Annotated in this window: 17 protein-coding genes and 1 pseudogene; 13 read left to right on the top strand and 5 right to left on the bottom strand. The window is 47.0% G+C overall.

Going from position 1 to position 17,883, the window contains the following annotated elements; genetic code table 11:
- Positions 1-6 precede the first annotated feature (6 nt).
- Together AC1TPC_RS07595 and AC1TPC_RS07590 are read right to left on the bottom strand one after the other, a co-directional pair.
- Positions 7-408 carry a DUF350 domain-containing protein gene (locus AC1TPC_RS07595; protein WP_482066254.1) on the bottom strand — a complete coding sequence of 134 codons (402 nt, stop codon included), beginning with the start codon at positions 406-408 and terminating at the stop codon, positions 7-9.
- Between the two features lie 119 nt (positions 409-527).
- Positions 528-1,196 (bottom strand): PspA/IM30 family protein, encoded by a 669-nt coding sequence (locus AC1TPC_RS07590; protein WP_482066253.1) that lies wholly within the window; start codon positions 1,194-1,196, stop codon positions 528-530.
- A 164-nt stretch (positions 1,197-1,360) separates the two neighbouring features.
- On the opposite strand from AC1TPC_RS07590, the gene AC1TPC_RS07585 reads away from it, so the two are divergent.
- Positions 1,361-2,515 carry an AI-2E family transporter gene (locus AC1TPC_RS07585; protein ID WP_482066252.1) on the top strand — a complete coding sequence of 385 codons (1,155 nt, stop codon included), beginning with the start codon at positions 1,361-1,363 and terminating at the stop codon, positions 2,513-2,515.
- Here AC1TPC_RS07585 and AC1TPC_RS07580 read toward each other — a convergent pair.
- From AC1TPC_RS07580 to AC1TPC_RS07570, 3 genes are all read right to left on the bottom strand, one after another.
- The gene (locus AC1TPC_RS07580; protein ID WP_482066251.1) at positions 2,510-2,977 is read right to left on the bottom strand and encodes a CBO0543 family protein; all 468 of its coding nucleotides are present in this window, start codon (positions 2,975-2,977) and stop codon (positions 2,510-2,512) included. The two genes, AC1TPC_RS07585 and AC1TPC_RS07580, sit on opposite strands and share 6 nt — an antisense overlap.
- 125 nt (positions 2,978-3,102) lie before the next feature.
- On the bottom strand, positions 3,103-4,416 hold the full coding sequence (locus AC1TPC_RS07575; RefSeq protein WP_482066250.1) for a hemolysin family protein: 1,314 nt from the start codon (positions 4,414-4,416) through the stop codon (positions 3,103-3,105).
- A gap of 270 nt (positions 4,417-4,686) precedes the next feature.
- Entirely contained in the window at positions 4,687-5,043 is a 357-nt protein-coding gene (locus tag AC1TPC_RS07570) for a DUF4870 domain-containing protein (RefSeq protein WP_482066249.1), read from the bottom strand.
- Positions 5,044-5,246: 203 nt separating this feature from the next.
- On the opposite strand from AC1TPC_RS07570, the gene AC1TPC_RS07565 reads away from it, so the two are divergent.
- The 12 genes and pseudogenes from AC1TPC_RS07565 to yycF all read left to right on the top strand — a co-directional run bounded on the left by AC1TPC_RS07565 (position 5,247) and on the right by yycF (position 17,881).
- A complete protein-coding gene (locus AC1TPC_RS07565) occupies positions 5,247-6,299 on the top strand; it encodes an LCP family protein (protein ID WP_482066248.1) in 1,053 nt (350 codons plus the stop codon).
- A gap of 76 nt (positions 6,300-6,375) precedes the next feature.
- On the top strand, positions 6,376-6,807 hold the full coding sequence (locus AC1TPC_RS07560) for a CBS domain-containing protein (protein WP_482066247.1): 432 nt from the start codon (positions 6,376-6,378) through the stop codon (positions 6,805-6,807).
- A 241-nt stretch (positions 6,808-7,048) separates the two neighbouring features.
- Positions 7,049-7,954 (top strand): DUF2232 domain-containing protein, encoded by a 906-nt coding sequence (locus AC1TPC_RS07555; protein WP_482066246.1) that lies wholly within the window; start codon positions 7,049-7,051, stop codon positions 7,952-7,954.
- A gap of 18 nt (positions 7,955-7,972) precedes the next feature.
- Positions 7,973-9,937: a DHH family phosphoesterase gene (locus tag AC1TPC_RS07550; protein ID WP_482066245.1), complete on the top strand. Its 1,965-nt coding sequence runs from the start codon at positions 7,973-7,975 to the stop codon at positions 9,935-9,937.
- A complete protein-coding gene (gene rplI / locus AC1TPC_RS07545) occupies positions 9,934-10,377 on the top strand; it encodes a 50S ribosomal protein L9 (RefSeq protein ID WP_482066244.1) in 444 nt (147 codons plus the stop codon). The genes AC1TPC_RS07550 and rplI overlap by 4 nt, the downstream gene beginning before the upstream one ends.
- 73 nt (positions 10,378-10,450) lie before the next feature.
- Positions 10,451-11,812, top strand: coding sequence for a replicative DNA helicase (gene dnaB / locus AC1TPC_RS07540; RefSeq protein ID WP_482066243.1), 1,362 nt, complete (start codon positions 10,451-10,453; stop codon positions 11,810-11,812).
- 191 nt (positions 11,813-12,003) lie between these two features.
- On the top strand, positions 12,004-13,290 hold the full coding sequence (locus AC1TPC_RS07535; RefSeq protein ID WP_482066242.1) for an adenylosuccinate synthase: 1,287 nt from the start codon (positions 12,004-12,006) through the stop codon (positions 13,288-13,290).
- Positions 13,291-13,477: 187 nt separating this feature from the next.
- Positions 13,478-14,194 (top strand): hypothetical protein, encoded by a 717-nt coding sequence (locus tag AC1TPC_RS07530; RefSeq protein WP_482066241.1) that lies wholly within the window; start codon positions 13,478-13,480, stop codon positions 14,192-14,194.
- A 147-nt stretch (positions 14,195-14,341) separates the two neighbouring features.
- The gene (locus tag AC1TPC_RS07525) at positions 14,342-15,916 is read left to right on the top strand and encodes a LysM peptidoglycan-binding domain-containing M23 family metallopeptidase (protein ID WP_482066240.1); all 1,575 of its coding nucleotides are present in this window, start codon (positions 14,342-14,344) and stop codon (positions 15,914-15,916) included.
- Positions 15,917-16,045: 129 nt separating this feature from the next.
- A pseudogene (locus tag AC1TPC_RS07520) lies at positions 16,046-16,454 on the top strand (IS1595 family transposase); the annotation flags it as partial.
- A 108-nt stretch (positions 16,455-16,562) separates the two neighbouring features.
- Positions 16,563-16,913, top strand: coding sequence for a MerR family transcriptional regulator (locus tag AC1TPC_RS07515; protein WP_482066239.1), 351 nt, complete (start codon positions 16,563-16,565; stop codon positions 16,911-16,913).
- 221 nt (positions 16,914-17,134) lie between these two features.
- A complete protein-coding gene (gene yycF / locus AC1TPC_RS07510) occupies positions 17,135-17,881 on the top strand; it encodes a response regulator YycF (protein WP_482066238.1) in 747 nt (248 codons plus the stop codon).
- Positions 17,882-17,883 lie beyond the last annotated feature (2 nt).

Below are 17,883 nucleotides of genomic sequence, written 5' to 3'. Positions count from 1 at the left end.
AAAAAGTTAGATAGATCCGATGATCAACGCACCAGCGATATGGAGCGAGCCTGCGAACAAAGCGTATCCGACCTTGCCCTCATGAATGCCTTGCTCCAGCTTCATGCCGCTGATGGCAATGACGACTTTCTCGACAATCCACTCCAGCACAAGCAAGAGGACAAATGAGACGAGCGAGATGACGAGAGCCTCCCACATTTCGCTTGATTTGCTGATCGACTGCGACAAGATATACGCTTGCGCGAACAGCTTCAATACGAAGCGGGTAGTCACTGCGGTATTTCCGTTCTTAATCTCCTGCAAATCATTGTACTTCGTGAAGCGCGAATCCAAAAACATAATAATGACTAATAAAATGGCTCCTGCACCTGTCCAAACCGGAATTCGAATAAGATCAATCCAAGACATAAGTTAGTTCCTCCAAAGTTTCAAGTTTAGAAAAAATGACCGCCTTCCGTTAAAACCGGTAATCCGATTTATAACACCAGCGGTCATACTATACATTAATTGTTAGATAAATGGAAGAACTATTGTTTCTCGTACTGCTTCATTAGAGCAGCCAGCTCATCTTCCACCGCTTTGTCTTTGCCAAGCTTCTCAAATTCATCATCTAGCGACTTGCCCTTGGCGTTGATCTCGTTGCTCGCTTCGGCCTGCGCTTCCATTTGCAGCATTTTCTCTTCCATGCGCTTCATGCCGGCTGCCGCCGAATCGGTTCCGAATCCCGACATCGCTTTATTGATTTCAGTCTGAGCTTTGGCTGCGTTATAACGAGCCACAAGCGTTTCACGCTTATTCTTAAGCTCCGTGAGCTGCTTGCGCATCTCATCAAGCTTGCCACGAAGATTATCTGCAAGCAGTTTATTCTGGTCAAAATTCGCCTTGTACTCGGAAGCCTTCTGCTCGGCTGATTTCTTCTCTTCCAGGGCGCGCCTTGCGAGGTCGATGTTTTGGGATTGTGCCGCAAGATGCGCTTGCTCTCCGCGCTTCTCTACAAGCTGTGCTTGTTCTTCATAAAGCTGCTTAAATTTCTTCTCGATTGCAATTTGTGCGGCTACAGCTTTCTCTGCATCCGATAGATCCTCTTGCATATCGCGGATATATTGGTCAGTGAGCTTAATCGGATCCTCTGCTTTCTCAATAAGTGAGTAAACATTTGATAAAGTAAGGTCACGCAATCTTTTAAATATAGACATTGAAATCCCTCCTTGGATTGTAGTGCACATAAGTAATGATACGCGCAGCGGATGAAAATAGTTGCAAGCAAATGAGGAATGGACGCCATTCGCATTTATATTTACCGTAATGCTACAATTAATGAAAATAAACACCTGCATATGAAGAAAGAAGGTACATCATTATGGAAAATGTCAGAACAGGCACCGAGCGGTTCAAAACGTTTATTTTAAACAATAAATTCGTATTGTTCCTGCTTGTATTGCTGCTCGCTGGGCTCAACATTATGGTATTTACGAAGATTTCCTACATTTTCACACCATTTACCGTTCTCCTCAAAACATTGCTGCTGCCAGTCATATTGGCTGGAATTGCTTATTATTTGCTAAATCCGGCTGTCGATTATTTGGAGCGAAAGGGGGTTAAGCGGATAATTTCCATTATTGCTCTCTTTCTGCTTGGCGCAGGGCTCATTACGATCCTATTGGTTATTGTTATTCCAATTCTAAATGGACAAGCTGTAAGCTTCGCACATAATTTTCCTAAATATGGGGATCAGCTGCGACAAAATTTCGAAGAGTTTATGGGCAGCAACAGCTTTATTCAAATACAGGAGTGGTTCAATTTAAATCCGTCGAAGCTGACGGGGAATATTACGGAGCAAGCTACATCGCTGCTAAATCGAACATTTTCGAGCTTAGGCTCTATTGTGGGGGCACTGAAGGAGATTATTCTTGCGATTGTGACGCTGCCGTTTATTTTATTTTATTTGTTAAAGGACGGAAAGCAGCTGCCGCAAACGATTGTTGGATTCCTGCCTAACAAGCTGCAGCCGCAAACGAAACGAATTATGGCGGAGATGAATGATCAAATCAGCAGCTATATTAGGGGGCAAATTATTGTAAGCTTCTGTATTGGGCTGCTATTGTACGTGGGTTATTTGGTCATTGGACTTGAATACTCGCTTGTGCTAGCCTTGGTCGCAGCCTGTACCAGCGTCATTCCTTATCTTGGACCGGCAATCGCGATTACGCCTGCCTTAGTTGTCGCGCTCGTAACTTCTCCCGTCATGCTGCTGAAGTTGATCGTCATATGGACGATCGTACAGCTTATTGAAGGCAAATTTATTTCACCGCAGATCATGGGCAAAAGCTTGCAAATCCATCCGATCACCATTATATTTGTCATTTTGACGGCAGGCAATTTGTTTGGACTCGCTGGAATCGTACTGGCCGTGCCGGGATATGCAGTATTAAAGGTTGTCGTTCTCCATTTGTTCACATGGTTCAAGAACAGCTCCTCGCTCTACAAAGAGGAGCGCGGCGAGAAAAATTTATAATACGCGAAACCGCTCAAGCAGCCTAAAGTATAGATAAACGCAGCCCAAGGCAAGTAAATAGGACAGGAAGGTAAAGCCAATATTCCATCCGTTCCCGTACGTTACTTTTCCAATCAGCAGTCCTATATACTCAAGCAGCGTCGTAAACAGCACGTACAAAAAAATAATGAGCGCTGTTTTGTTTCGATGCAAGAGGATGGTCCGTATCATAAAGCATGCCAATAGCGGGTATAGTCCAAGATCGAGCGGCATCGCAGATACAGACTGGTCATCCGGTATGAGGGGCGTGAAGTCCCAAAACCTCATTTGAAAGCCGAGCGAATTGATAATCATCGAAATAAGGGCGCCAACGGGGAAAATCAGCAGCAGTATTTTTGGGCTTTTTCGAACGAGGTAAATCCCAGCAAGCCAAGGAATAATGAATCCGAAAATGGTATTAACCAGCATCTCATTATCCAGCATCTCAAATTCCTCTCCTCTATGTTTTTTTATTAGAGTTCCCTTAACCGTTTTCAGCATGCGCCTTTCTAAAAAAACAAAGACGGTGTCGACAGACACCGTCTTTGTACTCGTATAAAAGGTTTATCCTACCTCGATTGAAGCAGTTTGTCATGCGGAGCGATCGATAGTTCCACCTTGTTGATGCGATGCTTGCTAACCTCGCGTACTGTGAAGGTTAAGTTAAGGAAGCTGAATTGCTTGCCGGGCTTAGCGTCCTCCATTTCACTGTACAGCCAGCCGCCAATCGTATCGACCTTCTCATGCTCCAGCTCAGTGCCGATTAGATCGCCTAGCTCCGTTAGAGACACCTTCCCATCCAGAAGGTAGGACGTATCCGACAGCATCTCAATGTCCTTGCGTTCATCCGCATCAAATTCGTCTCTAATGTCGCCGACGATCTCTTCTAATATATCCTCAATGGTTACAAGCCCTGACGTACCGCCATATTCATCAACGACGATCGCAAAGTGGACGCGCTCTTGCTGCATTCTGGTTAGAAGCGTCTTCACCGGCAGTGCTTCGGAAACAGACATGACAGGCTGAATAAGCGTTTGAAAATCAATTTCTTTGTTTACTTGGTATTGTAGAAACAGCTGCTTTGTGTTGATCATTCCGATAATATTGTCTTTGCTGTCGCCGGCAACCGGGAAACGCGTATATTGTTCCTTGCGAATAATAGCCATGTTCTCTTGCAAAGTATTGTTCTTATATAAGACGGACATATCGGTACGCGGAACCATAATTTCTTTGGATAAAATTTCATCAAAAGCAAAGATCCGGTTGACGTAGCCATATTCCGTATTGTTAATTTTTCCGCTTTCTAAACTATCGCTTAGAATGATTTGAATTTCTTCCTCGGAATGTGCTTCTTCATGCTCCTTTGCTGGCTTTAGGCCAAACAAACGAACGAGAGCGTTGGCAGAGCCATTCAAAACCCAGATAAATGGGTACATGACTTTGTAGAAGAAGATGATCGGCTTTACCACCGCAAAGCTGACAAGCTCTGCTTTTTGAATCGCAATGCTCTTAGGAGCCAGCTCACCAATGACGACGTGGATAAAGGTGACGACGATGAAGGCAATTATAAACGATAAAATATGACTAAGATCACTGTTTATCTGCCAATGTTCGAATAAAGGGAGCAGAAGCTTTTCAACTGTTGGCTCACCAAGCCAACCAAGGCCGAGTGCTGTAATGGTAATGCCAAGCTGACAGGCGGACAGATAACCATCCAAATTGCTTACGACTCGTTGAACGGCAAGTGCATTTTTCTTTCCTTCAACGACCAATTGGTCAACGCGGCTGGAACGTAGTCTAATGATAGCGAATTCTGTAGCTACGAAAAAAGCGGTTAACGCAACCAGTAAAGCAACCAAAAATAGATTAAGTCCTATACCCATAATTAATGTTCACAATCCTTTTTAATCAATTTTGTATTCAGTTACTTTAATAGTACGAACTTTCAGCCCATTCATCAAACCGTTGAATCACGGATAAAAGGCTTCAAAGAGCCAATAAAACCGATTTTAAGGCAGCAATAGATCAATATTAGCCAATACCTCGTTTTTACGAGATCACTTGTATGGTTTAATGAATGGTTCATATGAACTTATAGGCCAAACAAAAAAAGAACGGCAGCAGGCCGTCCCATTTTTGAACGAAAAGAAAGGTTAAAATTTGTTGGCTTGCTGCTCCGACCAATCGCCAATAATGGGAAGCTTGCCCAGTCTGCCTTGCAGCGTAAGCAGCATAAGTCCGATCCACAGGACGAAGCCGACAATCGGAAGAAGAAAGCCCAAAATTGCACCGAGGATTGGAATAAATACAAGAAAAATGTTTAGTACGAAAAGGGAAACGGAAACGACGATGGATTGAACGGCGTGCAGTCTGACAAAGCGGCTTTGCTTCTCGAGGATAAGAAATATAATACCGGTAATAAAGCCCCCTAGATAACAAAGCAAGCCTGCTACTTTAGGGTCAAGACCAGTTGATGATTTGTCCGGTTGAATGGAGGGAGGTAAGTTCAAGATTGTCACCCTTTCTATTCATATACTTGAAATGATTGTATTCGTCATTGAAAGTCAATAGACCTTTTTGCTTTATAAAAAAAATCCAAAATGGTATCCATCCGTTGTAAAAGTTTTGTAACCTGTTTCGACATTTTATCGTCTAAACTGAGAAAGCCATTTATAAAAGAATAGAATAGAATAGATAGGAGAAGTCATCATTTATGAATAAACGCAAATGGTTATACACGGCGTCTGCCGCAGTCGTTATTCTACTTATTGCAGGTTTTTTTAACCGAGGGGCTTTGGCCGCACTTGGATTTGATTGGTTCTTGCAAAGCCATGTTGAAAAACAATTAGAACAATCTTATAAACCGATCGATGGACGGGAACCCGTTCCGGTTAGTACAATAGATAAGGAGCAGGACCCGTTCTCCGTATTGCTGCTAGGGGTTGACCAGCGCGGCAAAGAAATTGGACGCTCGGACACGATGATCTATACGGTTGTTCGTCCGAATGACGGTGATCTGCTCATGGTCTCGATTCCGCGAGATATGTATGTGGAGATCATTGGGAAGGACAAGAAGGATAAGATTACGCACGCTTACGCTTTCGGCGGAGCGGGAATGGCCATGGATACTGTAGAAAACTTCTTAGACGCGCCTATTCATTATTATGCTTCTATTAATTTTGAAGGCTTTCGGCAAGTGATCGACACGCTCGGCGGTATCGCGCTTCCTATTGAAGAAGATATGGTCAATGACGATCCGGATCACGAGAAATTTGTCATCAAAGCGGGCCAGGAAAGCTATAACGGCAAGGATACGCTTAATTATGTCCGTTACCGGGAGGATGCTGGCGGCGATGTGAATCGTACGGAGCGGCATCAGATTTTTTTAGGACTTCTAATGGATAAAGCGAAACAATTGAATCAATGGTCTAAAGTTCCGCAGCTTTTGGATATTATGGGCGACAACTTTAGCACGGATATGCGTCCCCAGCAGCTTGTCGACTTTAGTCAAGGCATGCTGCAGGCGAAGGAGCGTAATATTTACAGCCACTCGCTGCTTGGCAGCGGACACCGCTTGAGAAGCGGCGGAGCATGGTATTATTTTGCCGATGAGGATGATTTGGCGAAGGTGCAGGCGATGATCAAAAGCTGGTTAAACGAAGATACGCCTGCGTCCAGCCTTATTTTGCCGGATAAGTATACAGTGAACAAGCCAAAAGAGGTAGTGACGCTATCGAGCAGTGAGACGACGCTAAAGCAGCCATAAAGGCTGCTTGCTCCGTCCGTCTGCTGCCTAGGGCAAAAAAGGTTGGAATGAGCAAACGGGACGGAGTTGTTAGGAAATGAATATTGCGTTTTTTTTGTTGCCGAAGCAGGATGTCGTATGCTTAACGCAGGACACAACATTAAGACAAACGCTTGAGAGAATGGAATACCACCGTTATACGGCGGTGCCTATCATTAACGATGATGGCGGCTATGCAGGCACGGTTACGGAAGGCGACTTGCTATGGTACATTAAGGAGCATGCTGACCTGACGCTTGAGCAGACCAATAAAATAAGGCTCATGGATGTGCCGCTTCGGATGAATAATAAGACGGTGCGAATCGATGCCAATATGGATGATCTGATCTCGCTGGCCAAGCTGCAAAATTTCGTGCCGGTCGTCGACGACATGAACCGTTTTATCGGAATTGTCCGCAGAAGTGAGATTATCGATTACTGCCAAAAAATTATTATGGAGCATCATAAAGTGCTGCAGGATAATAACTAAGACGGTGGCGAAGCCAGCCCGTTTTAAGGTACTATTTTCAAAGCTAATGGGGTATTATAGGAAGAAGTTAAGGCGGAATGGGATTGCTGTTCCGTCTTTTTGTTTTTGTATGAGCGGCGAAGCGGGTGTTCATCCTAATAGCGAGTGAGTGGGATTGTACGTGATATGTTGAGCTTTTATGCTATAATGAGTTGTAAAAGTTTCGTAAGAAACCAGATTATATAAGCAAGAGGTGAACGGTTTGAAAACCGGCTTGAAACCAGTGCTGTGGAGTTGTGCGGCACTCTTATTATTATTGTCTCTTCTCGTACCGCTCTTTAACGTCATTGCTATGCTGCTGCTTATGGTGCCTTATGTCGTGCTGTACACGACTTTGCCGCCAAAATCGATTGCATTGCATTTGCTTCCCGTATGGGTGCTGGCGTTCATTATCGGAGGACCGGCTACACTTATTATCGGATTGTTTTTCCTCATACCGTCCATTGTGATGGGCCACTTGTTCATAAAGCAAGCGACCGCATCAAAGGTTGTTCGGACGGTCGGTGTCGTAATTCTCGCTCAATTGATGCTGGAGCTGCTTATTTTCGAGGTGTTCCTCGATATTTCACTCCTTGGAGAATTAAGCACATTTGTACGTTCGACGGTAGAGGAGCTAATGGCGCAGCGCTATCTGCCTACGGAATGGGATTCAGAGCTGACGGATATCGTCATTCACACGATGATCAATTCGATCCCTGTTACCTTTATTATGATCGCGTTCGGGCTTACCGTCATTTCGCAGTTTGTCTCGCGCAGAGCCGTTAAGTGGAGCGGCGGACCAGAAGTGCCAAGGTTTACGCGTGCCAAGGATTGGCGTCTGCCACGCTTGCTCGTTGTTTTGTACCTGCTTACTTATGTAATGGAATTGTTTGCATCAAGGACGAGCGATTCTTTTTTTGCAGTAGCTTTAATGAATTTGGTTCCTCTGCTTAGTTTTGTTTTTACGTTTCAGGCTGTCGGATTTTTCTTTTTCCTTGCAAATCAGCGAGGATGGAATAAAGCGGTGCCGATCCTTATTGCGATTCCGGTGCTTTTAATCCCGCCGCTAAGCTTAATTGGTGTCCTGGATACCGCTTTCCCGATCCGCAAGTCGTTTACGAAACCATAGCACAGGAGCGGATTGGAAATGCCTAAGTTTTTGGTAACACGTTGGCACGGCATGCATCAGATATGGGCTTTCGTCTTAATGGTGCTCCTGTCGGTGGCGCTTGCCTGGTTCGAGTGGCTGCTCGGACTGCTCGGGCTGCTGCTGACTGGCGGGGTATTGTTTTATACCGTGATGGCGGAGCGGGCGTTCCGCAAAGATCTCAAATCGTATTTGGGCACGTTGTCCTATCGGGTGAAGAAGGCGGGCAACGATGTTGTGAGCGAGCTGCCTTTCGGCATTATTTTATATAACGAAGATCGAATTGTTGAATGGCATAATCCCTATATTGCAGGAATCGTGGAGCGGGAAAACGTGATCGGCGTGCCGCTTGCGGAGCTGTTTCCGACTTTGCAGCAGGTGAAGGAGCGGGAGGGTGGTACGATCGAAGCGACGATCGGATCTTCCGTGTACCAGCTCATCTTTAAGCCTAAGGAGCGGATTTTGTACGTCCAAAACATTACGGAGCGCTGGCAGCTTGGGCGGAAATACGATGATGAGAAGCTTGTTCTAGGGGTCGTCATGATCGATAACCTTGAGGAAGTGACGCAGGGCCTCGACGATCATCAGCGCAGCTCCATGCTCTCGAAGGTTACGACAGAGATTACGGAATGGGCGCAAAAATTTCATGTTTATTTGAAAAGATTAACGTCCGACCGTTTCCTGCTTGTCACCGACCAGAAGACGCTGAAGCATCTGGAGCAATCCAGATTTATTATTCTGGATGAAGTGAGAGAAATTACTGGCGACCATAAAATCCCGGTTACGCTCAGCATTGGCTTCGCAGCGGGCGCCGAGCACATCATTGAGCTTGGCCAATGGGCGCATATGAGCCTGGATATCGCGCTCGGAAGAGGCGGCGATCAGGCGGCCGTTAAGGTGGGAAGCCGCCAGTCCTTCTATGGCGGTAAATCCAATGCGGTAGAGAAGCGGACGCGCGTGCGCGCGCGGGTTGTCGCTCATGCGCTGCGTGATCTCATAAAAGAGAGCCACAACGTTGTCATTATGGGGCATAAGATGCCCGATATGGATGCAATCGGTGCAGCGATCGGCGTAATGAAGGCGGCGCAGCTATTCGGCAAAGAAGCTTATATCGTCCTTGAAGGCGTCAATCCGGCGATTCAGAAGATGATGGAGCTTATCAAGGAAGACGAGAAGCTGTCGAAGCGGTTCGTATCGCCAGAGCAAGCTTCCGCGCTTATTACGCCGCAATCGCTTGCGGTGGTCGTCGATACGCATAAGGTATCGATGGTGAAGGAGCCGAAGCTGCTCACGCAAACGGAGCGCATCGTTGTCGTGGATCATCATCGCCGCAGCGAGGAGTTTATTGCGAATGCGATCCTTGTGTATATGGAGCCTTACGCTTCATCAACGTGCGAGCTCGTAACGGAGCTGCTGCAGTACATTCATGACCGCGTCGTGCTGGATGTCAGGGAATCTACGGCACTGCTTGCCGGCATTACGGTAGATACGAAGAGCTTCTCGCTTCGTACGGGAGCTCGGACGTTTGAGGCTGCTTCCTTCCTCCGCCGCAACGGGGCGGATTCGATGATGATTCAGCGAATGTTGAAGGAAGACCTTGAAGAGTATGTGCGCAAGGCGGAAATCATTAAGCATGCCGAGGTGCTCTACGAGCATGTGGCTATTGCAGTAACGGAAAGCGGACGTAAATATTCGCAGCTGCTCATCGCGCAATCGGCGGATACGCTGCTGAATATGACGGATATACTTGCTTCCTTCGTAATTGGGGAGCGACAAGACGGTCTTATCGGCATCAGCGCGCGTTCGCTGGGCCATATGAACGTGCAGGTAGTTATGGAGAGAATGGGCGGAGGCGGCCATTTAACGAATGCTGCCGCTCAGCTTGAAGGATCAGTGGCTGAAGTAGCCGAGCGTCTGAAGCGGGTTTTGGACGAAATTGAAACGGAAGAGGGTTTATTTGAATGAAAGTGATCTTTTTGAAGGATGTTAAAGGACAAGGGAAAAAAGGGGAAGTAAAGGATCTATCCGAAGGGTATGTGCGCAATTTTCTATTGCCGCAAGGGCTGGCGAAGCTGGCATCGGATGGCAATCTGAAGACGCTTGAGGTACAGCATGCCTCTGAGCAAAAGCGCAAGGAGAAGGAAAAGGAAGATGCCGAGGCGCTTGGCAAGAAGATGGAAGAGATGACGGTAGTCATTAAGACAAAAGCTGGCGAGGGCGGAAGATTGTTCGGCGCCATCACAAGCAAGCAAATCGGCGAAGCTCTTGCAGCGCAAAGCATCAAAATCGATAAACGTAAAATCGAACTGGAAGATCCGATTCGCACGCTAGGCGTTACACAGGTTGTGGTTAAGCTTCACCCTGAAGTGAAAGCTAAGCTAAGCGTTCAGGTGTCTGAGGAATAGAAGTAGGTTTTCTAAGAAAAACTTGGCATATGCGTACGAAGTAGGTTGCTTCGCAACCTTTTAGGAGGGACCCATGAGTACAGAGCTGATGTTTGACCGTGTTCCACCGCAAAACCTAGAAGCGGAACAGGCTGTCATCGGAGCGATATTGCTGCAAGCGGAAGCGCTTATTACAGCGATGGAGCGGGTGCGCAGCGAAGACTTCTACAGCGGTCCTCACCGACAAATTTATGAGGCGATGGTCGAGATCGCCGAGAACAACCAGCCGGTTGACCTCGTAACCTTGACCGCGCATTTGCAGGATCAGCATTTGCTTGAAGAAATAGGCGGCGTCAGCTATTTGGCGAAGCTGGCCAATTCGGTGCCGACCGCGGCCAACGTCGATTACTACGCGCAAATCGTAGAAGAGAAATCGATGCTGCGGCGGCTTATCCGAACAGCAACGAACATCGTATCCGATGGTTATGCCAATTCGGAGGATGTTGGGGTGCTGCTCGGCGACGCGGAGAAGAAAATTCTCGAAATATCGAATCGCCGCTCAGGCAGCGGGTTTATTTCCATCCGCGATGTGTTGATGGAAGTATTCGAGAAGGTCGAGCAGCTGTACGCCAATAAAGGCGGCACAACGGGCATACCGTCAGGCTTCACGGATCTTGACCGGATGACGGCGGGCTTCCAGCGGAGTGACCTTATTATCGTTGCAGCGCGTCCTTCGGTAGGTAAAACGGCATTTGCCCTTAACATTGCCCAAAACGTAGGCGTACGCGCCCGCGAGACCGTCGCGATATTCAGTCTCGAGATGTCAGCGGCACAGCTGGTTCAGCGTATGATTTGCGCGGAAGCGAATGTGGATGCGCAGCGCATGCGGACAGGCCACCTCGAGGGCGACGACTGGGAGAAGCTGACGATGGCGATAGGCTCGTTATCCGAGGCGCAAATCTTTATTGATGATACGCCGGGGATTACGGTCGCCGAGATTCGCGCCAAATGCCGCCGCTTGAAGAAGGAAAAAGGGCTTGGCATGATTCTGATCGACTACTTGCAGCTTATTTCCGGCCGCGGCAAGGCGGGCGAGAACAGGCAGCAAGAGGTATCTGAAATATCGCGTACATTGAAGCAAATTGCGCGTGAGCTTGAAGTTCCGGTTATCGCGCTCTCGCAGCTCAGCCGGGGCGTTGAGCAGCGGCAGGACAAGCGTCCGATGATGTCCGACCTTCGGGAATCGGGGTCGATCGAGCAAGATGCCGATATCGTATCGTTCCTGTACCGGGATGATTACTACGATAAAGAGTCCGAGAAAAAAGACATTATCGAGATCATTATCGCCAAGCAGCGGAATGGGCCGGTAGGCACGGTAGAGCTGGTCTTTCTGAAAAAATACAATAAATTCGTAAGTATTGACCGCGCGCATCAGGATCCGATGCAAGCATCATGAATATCCGAACAATTGCAGGGGTAGCTATGCAATTGTTCGTTTTTTAGTTTGACTTCTCGATGATGGACTGCTACACTATTAATGCTGTCTTTTGACTGAAAACATGAAGCCTTCAAAAAGAGGAAATTTCGTGCTACAGCATTTTGACGGTAATTTTCGGTGTTTATAAACACCGGACGGGGGTTATAATTATGTCTACGGTTGTTGTTGTTGGTACACAGTGGGGAGACGAAGGTAAAGGCAAAATCACTGATTTCTTGGCAGAGGGAGCCGACGTCGTCGCTCGTTACCAAGGAGGAAACAATGCCGGACACACGATCCTTATTGATAACAAAAAATATAAATTGACGATGATTCCATCGGGTATTTTCAATCATAATAAAACTTGCGTTATCGGCAACGGAATGGTTATTAATCCAGAAGCGCTGATCGACGAAATTAACTATATTCATGATAATGGCTTCTCAACCGACAATTTGAAAATTAGCGATCGCGCGCATGTGATTATGCCTTACCACCTTGTGCTTGACGGCCTTGAGGAAGACCGCAAGGGCGATAACAAGATCGGTACGACACGCAAAGGGATCGGCCCTTGCTACATGGACAAAGCGGCTCGCAACGGTATCCGTATCGCTGATTTGATGGACGCTGAGGAATTCGAAGCAAGAGTTCGCAGCATTATCGTTGAGAAAAACCAACTGATCGAGCAAGTATACGGCGGCGAGCCGCTTGATGCTGACTCCATCGTTCGTGATTACCTCGGCTATGCTGAAGTACTGCGTTCATATGTATCCGACACTTCAGTTATTCTGAACGATGCAATCGATGCCGGTCAGAAGGTGCTATTTGAAGGCGCTCAAGGCGTTATGCTTGATATCGACCAAGGAACTTATCCATACGTAACATCCTCCAACCCATCGGCAGGCGGCGTTTGTATCGGTTCAGGCGTTGGTCCATCGAAAATCAAGCAAGTTATCGGCGTTGCCAAAGCGTACACGACTCGCGTAGGCGATGGCCCGTTCCCAACGGAGCAGGACAACGAGATCGGTCAATTGATTCGTGACAAAGGCCATGAATACGGTACGGTAACAGGCCGTCCTCGCCGCGTTGGCTGGTTCGATACGGTTGTTGTCCGCCACGCGCGCCGCGTTAGCGGTATTACGGGTCTGTCCCTGAACTCGCTTGACGTATTGACAGGTCTTGAAACGGTTAAGATTTGCACAGGCTACAAATTGCGCGGAGAGGTTATCGAGACTTATCCAGCAAGCCTGAAAATGGTATCCGAGTGCGAAGCGATCTATGAGGAGCACCCAGGCTGGTCTGAGGACATCTCCGGCGCAAAAACGCTCGACGATCTTCCGGTAAATACGCGCAACTACTTGAACCGCGTATCCGAGCTTACAGGCATTCCGATCGCAATCTTCTCGGTAGGCCGCAACCGCGAGCAGACAAACCCTGTTCGTCCGATCTACGAATAAAATACGAGCTTAGCGGAGGATGGCCCCTTTGAGGTCATCCTTTTTTTTGTTTGTCTTTGGAATATAGCCCGTGAGGAGGGAATGTCTCTCTCTAAACTTGACCATAATAGTATGTAACAGATTATGGGAAATAGCAGCTGATAGAAAGGGCAACCTTCGGCTGCTGATCGAGAGGATTGGTGCGAGCGTGTTAAAGAGAATCGGATGGCTTGGGAAGTTAGTTGCGGCAGGACTGATTTTAAGCTTTTTGTCGATATGGACGACGGGCTATATTGTTACAAGTTATGTAGAAACGCTGCTAAAACAGTTTAATTTGCCGCTTGAGGTGCCGCCGATGGCGATGACTGGCGTTTGGGGGAAGCTCTGGGGCGCAGATCCGCTCGTAACGACGGATACGGCTGGGAAAGAAGAGACTCCGCCTATTCATGATGAAACACAAGGCTCCAAAGAGGAAACGCCTGATTCTCAAGCGGGCACGAATGAGCAGAGCGAGCCTCCAGCATCGGTAGATGCGTTTAGCGAGGCTACTGATCCTCCGCTAACAGATATTGGCATTGGGGGCGGTACACAGGCGGGTGGAGGTGCTGCGGCAGGTGGCGGAGAGGTGCAGGAGGGAACAGCAGGCACGGATGATACCGAAGCGGGTATGTCGGCTGATGATACCGAAACGGCGATGACGACCGAAGATTTGACCGAGGTAAAGGAGCAAATGAGCGATGACGACAAGGAGGCGCTGTTCGAACTATTGATGACCAAGCTGCCCCAGGAATCATTGCAAACGATCTCTCAATATGTTGAAAATGGGCTGACGGAGCAAGAGCTGACGGCGATTCAGCAAATCATGGCACAGCATCTCGACAAGACCGAATACGGTCAGATGATGGACATTCTGAAAAAATATTAATATTTTAAGATAGGGTAAAGGTTGCCCCAATTGTTGGGCGTATGTTAAAGTATTAGGCGAGTGATCCGACAGGATAATTCGTCTTTTTTGTATTTTTTGATGTCGGAAGCCGGAAAAAAGTAGCATTAGCGCGAAAAGGAGAAAATCATGACCGTTTTCAGGGACCAAGGTCGGATTCAGAAGGTATGGAATCAAGCAATACAGTACTTTCGGCATGACCGATCGCAACACTTGAATGGCAAGACACAGCAACAATCCGCAAGCGGCAAGGCAAACACGTCTTTATGGCGCAAGAAGCCGGTACAGCTAGCGGGCGGGGCGCTCGTACTCCTCACAGTAGCCGGATTCAGCGGAATCCAATATGTCCAAGCAAACACAGTCGAATTTTATAACGTATATATGAATGGAGCACCTGTTGGGACCGTAAGTGATCCAGATCAAGTGGAGCAGCTTGTTTTGTTAGAAACTGAGGAAGCTCAGCAAGCTAATCCTGGCATTAATATGGTGCTGGATACAGGAACGATTACATACGAGGCAGATAGCGCATTCAAAGGAACGCCTGAAACGGATGTTACGTTGGACAAGCTTGAAGGAATGTTCACTGCTCACGCGGTTGGCGTTGAGGTGAAGGTTGACGGTAAAGTAATCGGTATCGTGAAAGACCAGCAGACGGCAGATGCGATATTGCTTCGCGTACAAAGCAAGTTTGCGCCTAAGCTTGTTGCTTCGAAGAAGGATTCAAAGGAAGTTAAATCGCTCTCATTCGATTCAAGAGCAGCGGCTGTACCAGAGGAAGAGACAAAAGCTGCATCCAAGGTGCCTGGCCGCGAGATAACGGAGGTCGAGTTTATCGAGGCCGTCATGACGGAGTCGATTGATACCGATCCGCAGCAGATCATGGAAGCGGAAGCGATATACAAAATGCTCGTTCAGGGCAGCATTAAACCAACGAAATATACGGTGCAAGAAGGCGACTGCGTCGGCTGTATCGCGCAGAAGTTCGATATTTCACCTGAGGTTATTTATAAGAACAATGCTTGGATTAAGGACGACAAAATTACAATCGGCGATGTTCTCGATTTGACGGTGCTCCAGCCAGAGCTAACGGTTAAGACGGTTGAGAATTTAGTAGAGGTCGAGACGATCGAGCCGCCGGTTGAAGTGAAGAAAAATGCGAGTATGCGCGTTGGCGAGTCGAAGACTCTCTCACTAGGATCAGCAGGCTCTAAGCGAATGACTTATCGCATCGTGAAGCAGAACGGTTACGTCGTGACCGAAGAGCTGCTTTCGAAGGAAGTCATTAAGGAAGCGAAGCCGAAAATCGTGGAGCGAGGCACTAAGGTTGTTTTGGGCGAAGGATCAGGAAACTTCGCGATGCCTGTATCGGGCTCCAGACTGACAAGCAAGTTCGGAAAGCGCTGGGGACGGATGCATAGCGGCATCGATCTCACAGGAAACAAGAACATTCATGCAGCAGACACAGGCGTAGTTGAGTTCGTCGGCACGAAGCCGGGTCTTGGCAAAGCGATTATTGTTAACCATAAGAACGGCTATAAGACAGTCTATGGTCACTTAAGCTCTTACAAATCGAGCGTAGGCGACATTGTCGAAAAAGGCGATACAATCGGCATTATGGGCAGCACGGGCAACTCGACTGGCGTTCATTTGCATTTTGAAGTGCATAAAAACGGCGCAATGCAAAATCCGTTAAAGTACTTATAATTTTATACCCCATTTCAACCAAAGAGAATCACTTTCGCGCACTGCGAAGCGATTCTCTTTTTTTTTAGCCTTTTCAGTTCATTCAAATTCATGGGTAAATCATCTCCGGGTCAAGAATGTTACCCTAATTTCTTGTACTCTGAAAAGAGCAAGAGAAACATATTCGAACGCAAGCTACAAAAACGTGGCGGTAAAGCCAGATATCGTGGTATAAGTAATGATCAAGTCTGCGCATTAGTTGCTCGTGACCGTCAGAAAATGAGGTACTTTGGTGTACTTGGACGTGGACGAATTCGTACTATTCAGTCCTATGCGAATTCAAAAGGTTTGGTTCATTACCGTTTCAAGTCCGACGGAAAACAACGTGTGAAAGGTGTGTACCATATTCAAAACGTAAACAGCTACCACAGACGTTTGAAGAAATGGATAGACCGCTTTAATGGTGTTGCCACCAAATATTTGGAACATTACCTGGCTTGGTTCCGTTATATAGACAACAAGGAATATGAGAACACAATGGAGAATAAGAAAAATATGTTAGTTCTTTCTTGTATATTTTCCGTTAATGAAACGAACAGGAAGCTTCAGCGGTCGGCTTTTTCTTGCTGACATATATTGTATATTTTTTGATTTGGAGGAGAATATAGTGAAAAAAGAAAATATCTTGTTGCCAATTTCAATTATTATTCTCGGAGGATGTCTTGTTTTATCAGCTTGGATAGTAACTAATGAGCTAAAAAACAATGAACATTTAGAACAACCTCTTAATACCACTACTCAGACGAAAGCACTAATGACTACTGACGAGGCTGCACAATACATGGGAATTTCCTTAGACGAATTTGATTCTCTTATTAAGAGTCAAATTGAACAAAAAGAGGGACTTCAAACTTACGATACATATAAGTTCATTCCATTTATCGACATCGGTAATCAAAAATTTTTTAATGAAACTGAAATAGATAAATGGATTGAATACAACATGCTTAATAAATAATGACCTCTGTCATCAGAATTAACCGCGTTCTAAGGGAATGCGGTTAATTTTATTTTCAGAATCAACACTGAGCATAAACATAGCCTTTTTATTAGGGGATGAGCAAAGTGCTGCAGGAAAAACCTTGCTAACATGAGGGAAGTTTCATTGTGAACTAATGGATAACGTGTGTTAAAATAGAAGGTAATCAAAAAAAGGACAAGCGACGGGCGGGTGTAGCGATGCACGGAAAAATATTAGTGGTCGATGACGAACAGCCGATAGCAGATATTATAAAGTTTAACTTGGAGAAGGAAGGGCATCAGGTGATCTGCGCGTTCGATGGCGGAGAAGCGGTGAGGCTTGCATTCGAGGAGCTGCCGGATCTGATATTGCTAGACTTGATGCTGCCTGTGAAGGATGGCATGGATGTATGCCGCGAGGTGCGAGCCAAGCTGCAAATGCCGATTATTATGCTAACGGCCAAAGATACGGAAATTGATAAGGTGCTGGGGCTTGAGCTTGGCGCGGATGATTATGTGACGAAGCCGTTCAGCACAAGGGAGCTGCTGGCACGGGTGAAGGCTCATTTGCGCAGGCAGCAGAAGCCGGCAGGCTCCGGTGAAGACAATGCCGGCGCTGCCGAAGCGCCAGCCGAGCAAGAACAGCAAGGCTTTAAGCTGTTTAACTTATTTATTGATACGGATATGTATGTGGTTTATAAGGATGGCGAGCCGCTTGATCTGACTCATCGCGAGTATGAGCTCGTTTACTATATGGCTCGCAATAGCGGCAAGGTAATGACGCGCGAGCATTTGCTGCAAGCCGTATGGGGATTCGAATATTTCGGGGATGTGCGAACGGTCGACGTGACGATTCGCAGGCTGCGCGAGAAAATCGAGGATGATCCGAGTCGTCCCGAGTACATTATGACCCGGCGGGGTCTTGGCTACATGATGCGCAACTCCAAGTCTGGAGGCCTCGGTTAAGG

Source organism: Paenibacillus sp. Y280 (assembly GCF_056786335.1).
Note: the sequence above shows the minus strand (reverse complement) of the source record. Positions and strands in the feature narration are given on the sequence as shown.

Bases quoted from the DNA above. Each gene is read 5' to 3' on its own strand.
- AC1TPC_RS07595 (WP_482066254.1), bottom strand. From the start codon at position 408: ATGTCTTGGATTGATCTTATTCGAATTCCGGTTTGGACAGGTGCAGGA.
- AC1TPC_RS07590 (WP_482066253.1), bottom strand. From the start codon at position 1,196: ATGTCTATATTTAAAAGATTGCGTGACCTTACTTTATCAAATGTTTAC.
- AC1TPC_RS07585 (WP_482066252.1), top strand. From the start codon at position 1,361: ATGGAAAATGTCAGAACAGGCACCGAGCGGTTCAAAACGTTTATTTTA.
- AC1TPC_RS07580 (WP_482066251.1), bottom strand. From the start codon at position 2,977: ATGCTGGATAATGAGATGCTGGTTAATACCATTTTCGGATTCATTATT.
- AC1TPC_RS07575 (WP_482066250.1), bottom strand. From the start codon at position 4,416: ATGGGTATAGGACTTAATCTATTTTTGGTTGCTTTACTGGTTGCGTTA.
- AC1TPC_RS07565 (WP_482066248.1), top strand. From the start codon at position 5,247: ATGAATAAACGCAAATGGTTATACACGGCGTCTGCCGCAGTCGTTATT.
- AC1TPC_RS07560 (WP_482066247.1), top strand. From the start codon at position 6,376: ATGAATATTGCGTTTTTTTTGTTGCCGAAGCAGGATGTCGTATGCTTA.
- AC1TPC_RS07550 (WP_482066245.1), top strand. From the start codon at position 7,973: ATGCCTAAGTTTTTGGTAACACGTTGGCACGGCATGCATCAGATATGG.
- rplI (WP_482066244.1), top strand. From the start codon at position 9,934: ATGAAAGTGATCTTTTTGAAGGATGTTAAAGGACAAGGGAAAAAAGGG.
- dnaB (WP_482066243.1), top strand. From the start codon at position 10,451: ATGAGTACAGAGCTGATGTTTGACCGTGTTCCACCGCAAAACCTAGAA.
- AC1TPC_RS07535 (WP_482066242.1), top strand. From the start codon at position 12,004: ATGTCTACGGTTGTTGTTGTTGGTACACAGTGGGGAGACGAAGGTAAA.
- AC1TPC_RS07525 (WP_482066240.1), top strand. From the start codon at position 14,342: ATGACCGTTTTCAGGGACCAAGGTCGGATTCAGAAGGTATGGAATCAA.
- yycF (WP_482066238.1), top strand. From the start codon at position 17,135: ATGCACGGAAAAATATTAGTGGTCGATGACGAACAGCCGATAGCAGAT.